Origin of the sequence: uncultured Planococcus sp. (genome assembly GCF_947501725.1) — a bacterium.
GTDB classification, from domain to species: domain Bacteria; phylum Bacillota; class Bacilli; order Bacillales_A; family Planococcaceae; genus Planococcus; species Planococcus donghaensis_C.
Map to the genome: position 1 here is coordinate 184792 of NZ_CANMXD010000010.1, position 7109 is coordinate 191900.

A 7109-nucleotide genomic window follows, 5' to 3' on the forward strand; every position below is an offset into this window, starting at 1 on the left:
AGGATAGCCATATAGGCTATCCTTTTTACTTTTTAGCTAAAATAGGGTAAAATAGAGGGATAGACTATGAATCGAAGGATGAGTGCATTTTGAGAGAAATCGGGATTGAGACTGAATATATAACACTTGGGCAATTGTTGAAGATGACGGATACAATAAGTTCAGGCGGAATGGCCAAGTGGTTTTTGGGTGAGCATGAAGTTTTTGTAAATGGCGAGGCTGAAAACCGCAGAGGCCGCAAGCTGCGTCCAAATGATCTCGTAAATATTCCAGGGTTTGGAGATTTTCGTATCGTGACGGCTGAAGGCATGAGCTTCGATGCGGATTGACCGCCTTGAGCTTGTCAATTATCGGAACTACGAATCGCTAGAATTGAATTTTTCTCCAGAGATCAATGTCTTTATAGGAGAAAATGCACAAGGCAAGACCAATGTCATGGAATCTCTGTATGTTTTATCCATGGCAAAATCACATCGCACTTCGAATGACAAGGAATTGATACGCTGGGACGCTGAATATGGTAAAATAAAAGCTGATGTTTACCGTAAATACGGCAAACTGCCCCTTGAAATAACCTTGTCAAAAAAAGGGAAGAAAGCAAAAGTCAATCATTTGGAGCAACGCAGGCTGAGTGATTATATTGGCCAATTGAATGTCGTCATGTTTGCCCCTGAAGACTTGCACCTTGTCAAAGGGAGTCCACAAGTGCGCAGACGTTTCATCGATATGGAAATTGGGCAGATCTCTCCGGTTTATCTGCATGATTTGGTCACTTATCAAAAACTCCTCAAACAAAGAAATCATATATTGAAGCAACATTATGGGAAGCAAACAATCAATGACGTCATGTTCGATGTCTACACAGAACAATTCATCGAATCGGCTGTCAAAATCATCCGTAAGCGGTATCAGTTCATGGAACTTTTGCAAAAATGGGCTGAACCGATCCATCACGGCATTTCCCGGGGGCTGGAACAACTTCAAATCCGCTATCAACCGATCAGCGGTTTAAAGCCTGAATGGACGCCTGAAGAAATGGCGTCTTTTTTAGAGCAGAAACTGATAGAAGTGCGCAAACGTGAGATTGAACGCGGAGTGACCCTTGTCGGTCCGCATCGCGACGAACTTCAATTCTTCGTCAATGGCTACGATGTGCAGACCTATGGTTCGCAAGGACAGCAGCGCACTACGGCACTGTCCTTGAAATTAGCCGAAATTGAGCTGATCAAACAGGAAGTCGGAGAAGCACCGGTGTTGTTGCTGGACGACGTACTTTCCGAATTGGATGATTACAGGCAGTCCCATCTACTAAATACGATTAAAGGATCCGTGCAGACTTTTGTCACGACCACGAGTGTTGAAGGCATCCAGCATGAAACGATTCAAAGTGCCCGTCTTTTTGAGGTTTCCGAAGGGACAGTCAAGGAGTGAAAATGTGTGTATATCCAGATTGGAGCAGCACAAATTCTCCCAATAGCCGACATTATAGCCGTCATTCAATATGAAAATAAGATGCCGGCTGCTTTTGTGCGGCTGCTTGTTCCTGTGGAATCCGTAAAATCTTTAGTGGTGACCGAAGATTTCATCTACGGTTCCCCTTATCGGACACAGGCGATCATGAAAAAAATAGAAGAAAATAGATTATGAATATGCAGGATCGAAGTAAGAAATGCGTAAGAAAGAGCAGGTGAATGGAATGGCTATGGAAGAAAAAGGTCTACAGGAATCGTATGAAGCTAGTCAGATTCAAGTGTTGGAAGGATTGGAAGCTGTTCGTAAAAGACCAGGGATGTATATCGGTTCTACGGGCTCAAGAGGGCTTCACCATTTGGTTTGGGAAATCGTCGATAATAGTATAGATGAAGCATTGGCCGGTCATTGCACTGAAATTCAAGTAACGATTGAACCGGACAACTGGATTCGAGTGGAAGACAACGGACGCGGAATTCCGGTCGGCATGCAGGAGAAGATGGGGCGTCCGGCAGTTGAAGTCATTATGACAGTACTGCACGCAGGCGGTAAATTCGGCGGCGGCGGCTATAAAGTATCCGGCGGCCTTCATGGGGTAGGCGCTTCTGTAGTGAATGCCTTGTCTGAAACGACAGAGGTATTTGTAAACCGTGATGACAAACGACATTACATCAAATTTGAGCGTGGAGCGGTAACAGAAGATCTGCGTGTGATCGGGGATTCAGAAAATACGGGGACGACTATCCGTTTTAAAGCCGATGCAGAAATCTTTACGGAAACTACGGTCTACGAATTTGACCTCCTGGATCATCGTCTGCGTGAACTTGCTTATTTGAACCGCGGTTTGAGAATTATCGCAAGAGATGAGCGCGAAGGCGAAGAAAAAGAGAAAGTCTATCATTTCGAAGGCGGCATCAAGTCATATGTTGAACACCTGAATAAAACAAAAGATCCCCTTCATGAAGAAGCGATCTTTGTTGAAGCTGAAAGAGAAGGCATCACCGTTGAAGTAGCGATGCAGTACAATGCGGGCTATGCAGCAAATATCTTCTCATTCGCCAATAACATCAATACCCACGAAGGCGGAACGCATGAATCCGGCTTTAAGACCGCTTTGACCCGTGTCATTAATGATTATGGCCGGAAAAATGGCATGCTGAAAGAACAGGATCTTAACTTGACCGGAGACGATGTGCGCGAAGGTCTGACTGCAATCATCTCTGTAAAGCATCCGGATCCTCAATTTGAAGGCCAGACAAAAACCAAATTAGGTAATACGGAAGTCAGCACCATCGTCAATAATTTATTCTCTGGCGGATTTGAGCGGTTCTTATTGGAGAATCCTTCCGTTTCGCGAAAAATCGTTGAAAAAGGAATTATGGCTTCCCATGCGCGGATGGCTGCTAAAAAAGCCCGTGAATTCACGCGCCGTAAGTCTGTATTAGAAGTATCCAGCCTTCCGGGTAAACTGGCTGATTGTTCATCACGCGATCCGAAAGTCAGTGAAATTTATATCGTTGAGGGTGACTCAGCCGGCGGTTCTGCAAAATCAGGCCGTGATCGTCATTTCCAGGCTATTTTGCCGCTTCGAGGGAAAATCCTGAACGTTGAAAAAGCCCGTCTTGACCGGATCCTCACCAACGCTGAAATCCGCAACATCATTACAGCACTTGGCACAGGGATCGGCGAAGAATTCAATCTGGAAAAAGCACGCTACCATAAAGTCGTCATCATGACCGATGCCGATGTTGATGGTGCCCATATCCGCACCTTGCTGTTGACATTCTTCTTCCGTTACATGCGCCCATTGCTTGAAGCAGGCTATATTTATATTGCCCAGCCGCCATTGTTCCAAATCAAACAAGGCAAGCACGTGGATTATGTTTATACAGATCAACAATTAAAAGATGCACTTGAAAAATTATCTCCGACACCGAAACCGAATATTCAGCGGTATAAAGGGCTTGGAGAAATGAACGCTACACAACTATGGGACACGACAATGGATCCGGACGTCCGGACATTGCTCCAGGTAACATTAAACGATGCGATGGTAGCGGATGAAACTTTCCATATTCTAATGGGGGACGACGTCGAACCACGCCGTAACTTTATCGAAGAAAATGCGAAATACGTTAAAAATCTGGACGTTTAAGTGATATAGAGTTGAGAGGAGGCTGCGGGTATGGCTGAACGGCCTAGCAGTGGTGTTGAAGAAATAAATATAAGTACGGAAATGCGGACTTCGTTTTTGGATTACGCGATGAGCGTTATCGTATCCCGTGCCTTACCGGATGTGCGTGATGGATTAAAACCTGTCCATCGCCGTATTCTTTATGCAATGTACGATTTAGGGATTACTGCAGACAAAGGCTATAAAAAATCGGCGCGTATCGTCGGAGATGTTATTGGTAAATATCATCCACACGGTGATACAGCTGTTTATGAAACCATGGTCCGCATGGCACAGGATTTCAGCTACCGCTATATGCTGGTGGATGGACATGGAAACTTTGGATCTGTTGATGGCGATTCAGCTGCTGCGATGCGGTACACTGAATCTAAAATGTCGAAGATTTCCATGGAATTGCTCCGTGATTTGAACAAAAATACAATTGATTATAGAGACAACTACGATGGCCAGGAAAAAGAGCCGGTTGTTTTGCCGAGCCGTTTCCCGAATTTATTGGTGAACGGAACTTCAGGCATCGCAGTTGGTATGGCTACCAATATTCCACCTCACCATTTGGGTGAAACTATTGATGCTGTTTTGGCATTGGCTGAAAACCCGGCAATCACCACTGAAGAGCTTATGGAATTCATCCCGGGACCTGATTTCCCGACTGGCGGCATCATTCTTGGCCGCAGCGGTATTCGCCGTGCTTATGAAACGGGTAAAGGTTCGATTATGGTCCGTTCGGTAGTCGATATCGAGACAAAAGCCAACGGCAAAGAAGTCATTATCGTCAACGAAATCCCTTATCAGGTAAATAAAGCCCGATTGATTGAAAAGATCGCCGAGCTTGTTCGTGATAAGCGGATCGACGGCATCACGGACCTTCGAGATGAGTCAGACCGCAACGGTATGCGTATCGTTATTGAAGTGCGCAGAGATGCGAGTGCAAGTGTATTATTGAATAATTTATACAAACAAACTGCAATGCAAACAAGTTTCGGCATCAATATGCTGGCACTAGTAGACGGCCATCCAAAAGTTCTTGGTTTAAAAGAAATCCTATTCCATTACCTGGAACACCAAAAAGTGGTGATTCGCCGCCGTACACAATTCGAACTGACCAAAGCGGAAGACCGCGCACATATTCTGGAAGGCTTGCGTATTGCATTGGATCATATCGATGCCATTATCGCCTTGATCCGTGGATCACAGACTGCTGAACAAGCACGCAATGGTTTGATGACCGATTTTAATCTGTCTGAACGCCAATCCCAAGCGATTTTAGATATGCGTCTGCAGCGCTTGACTGGTTTGGAGCGGGATAAGATCGAGGAAGAATATCTAGGTCTGGTGAAATTGATTGACGATCTTAGAGAGATTCTGGCGAATGAATACCGCATCCTTGAAATTATTCAGGAAGAAATGCTTGAAATCAAAGAGCGATTCAGCGATAAACGGAGAACGGAAATTACGACCGGCGGAGCAGAAATGTTCGAAGATGAAGATTTGATTCCAGTGGAAGCATCTGTATTGACGCTTACACATAACGGCTATATCAAACGTTTGCCGGCCAATACTTACCGCAGCCAAAAACGCGGCGGACGCGGAGTGCAGGGAATGGGCACCAACGAAGACGATTTCGTAGAACATTTACTGTACACGTCCACTCACGACACAATTCTGTTCTTTACCAATAAAGGAAAAGTCTACCGTAAAAAAGGATATCAGATTCCTGAATACGGCCGGACTGCCAAAGGCTTGCCGCTGGTCAACCTGTTGGAAATCAGCAAGGAAGAGAAAGTGACAGCTGTTATACGCGTCGACGAGTTCAAAGAAGATGCTTTCTTCTTCTTTACAACACGCGAAGGCATCAGCAAACGGACGCCTGTGACGAACTACGCCAACATCCGCCAAAACGGTTTGATTGCCATCAGCCTTCGCGAAGAAGACGAACTGATTTCAGTCAAGTTGACAGACGGCAGTAAGGAAATGGTCATCGGTACAAGAAACGGTGCGTTGATCAGATTCCCTGAAACGGATATTCGCAGCATGGGCCGAACAGCCAGTGGAGTCCGGGGCATCCGTCTCCGTGATGGAGATGCAGTGGTCGGCATGGAGATTTTAGATCCTAACGACAATGTATTGGTCATCACGGAAAAAGGATACGGAAAACAGACGAAAGAATCCGAATATCGGGTTCAATCACGTGGCGGTATGGGAATCAAGACCTGCCAGATCACCGACAAGAATGGACCGCTTGTTGCTGTTAGAACGATTAACGGAACAGAAGATATCATGCTGATTACTGTTAACGGAATTTTGATCCGCATGGACGTCAATGATATTTCAACAACAGGCAGAAGCACACAAGGCGTTCGTTTGATTCGTCTCGGTGAGGATGAGATCGTGGCTACTGTGGCTAAAGTCAAGAAAGATATCGATATCCCTGAAGAGTTGGAAGAACTTGAAGAAGATGTCGAAAAGAAATTGATCGAAGAAAGCGCTGAAGCAGATGTCTACGAAGAAGCAGATGTCGTTGCTGACGAGAAGATTGATGATATAGAAGAAACTCCAGAAGAAGACGAAGAATAAGAACGAACTCGCAGCCCGCTGATAAATATTCAGCGGGCTTTTTTTATGGAGAAATTTCAGCAGAGAATTGATTATGGGATGCAGAATTCAGGGATGGTCTTCTTGGAGCGAAGGAACTTGTGCGGCTTTAAGAAATCGCGGAGTACACCAGAGAGTTTGAAAGCTAATGAGTGGCTGCGGGTCTGGGAAATTTCTTGCGGATTTTTCTTTGGGGTGATTTCTTATCCACCATAATTGTAAAGCCGGATATTCCTTATATAGAAGAGAGTCTGCTGCAGCATGGATACATTCTGTTCTGACGTGAAGGTGCACGTCATCTTTCGGCACCTCTGCATATTTTCTTTGTCTCAAAAAAAGCGCGAAGCTTAGCTTAGACCGTTTTGCTTTTGCTGGGTTCCGCACAGACGCTTGAGGCGGCGGTCTTCAGAATCTTCAGAGCCTGCTCGCGGCCGAGCTGTTTCGCAGGCTATAAAGTGCTGCCTTTATTGCAGGTAGTTTACGTACCTGCGCAAGTGTTCATAGGATGCCGCAATTTGGCTTGTGAAGAGAAAAAGGTTCTTTTGCAAGGCAGGTTAGGGCTGTTGTTTCATAGAGAAGCTTTGGACGTTTCTCATCTCAATAAAAGTATTTCTTATAAACTTGAAGTTTATTTGCATAAAGTGTTGACTCTTATATGTTAAGCATGGTATATTAGTTGAGTCGCCAATGAGCGCGGCAAACAACTTGAACCTTGAAAACTGAACAGCAAAACGTCAACAAACAGCAACGGCCGCGCAAAACGGCCCGCGCAAAACTACTGATCAGCGCATGCAGATCACAAGCGAACCGTGCGTCTTCGGACCACGGTACGCCAGCAAGTATTTGAGCAATC

General features: G+C 45.3%; 5 protein-coding genes. All 5 read left to right on the forward strand.

Annotated elements, in window-relative coordinates:
* The first annotated feature begins 89 nt into the window (after positions 1-89).
* The 5 genes from yaaA to gyrA are packed head-to-tail and all read left to right on the forward strand — an operon-like array spanning position 90 to position 6238.
* The gene (gene yaaA, locus Q0785_RS15340; protein ID WP_263298735.1) at positions 90-329 is read left to right on the forward strand and encodes a S4 domain-containing protein YaaA; all 240 of its coding nucleotides are present in this window, start codon (positions 90-92) and stop codon (positions 327-329) included.
* A complete protein-coding gene (gene recF, locus Q0785_RS15345; RefSeq protein WP_298831735.1) occupies positions 319-1431 on the forward strand; it encodes a DNA replication/repair protein RecF in 1113 nt (370 codons plus the stop codon). Before yaaA ends, recF begins: the two co-directional genes overlap by 11 nt.
* A gap of 6 nt (positions 1432-1437) precedes the next feature.
* Entirely contained in the window at positions 1438-1647 is a 210-nt protein-coding gene (locus Q0785_RS15350; RefSeq protein WP_223643313.1) for a hypothetical protein, read from the forward strand.
* Between the two features lie 55 nt (positions 1648-1702).
* Positions 1703-3625, forward strand: coding sequence for a DNA topoisomerase (ATP-hydrolyzing) subunit B (gene gyrB / locus Q0785_RS15355; RefSeq protein ID WP_223643386.1), 1923 nt, complete (start codon positions 1703-1705; stop codon positions 3623-3625).
* A 30-nt stretch (positions 3626-3655) separates the two neighbouring features.
* Positions 3656-6238: a DNA gyrase subunit A gene (gyrA, locus tag Q0785_RS15360; RefSeq protein WP_298831739.1), complete on the forward strand. Its 2583-nt coding sequence runs from the start codon at positions 3656-3658 to the stop codon at positions 6236-6238.
* The last annotated feature ends 871 nt before the right edge of the window (positions 6239-7109 follow it).

Coding starts and splice junctions, on each gene's coding strand:
- gyrA (WP_298831739.1), top strand. CDS start 3,656: ATGGCTGAACGGCCTAGCAGTGGTGTTGAAGAAATAAATATAAGTACG.
- recF (WP_298831735.1), top strand. CDS start 319: ATGCGGATTGACCGCCTTGAGCTTGTCAATTATCGGAACTACGAATCG.
- gyrB (WP_223643386.1), top strand. CDS start 1,703: ATGGAAGAAAAAGGTCTACAGGAATCGTATGAAGCTAGTCAGATTCAA.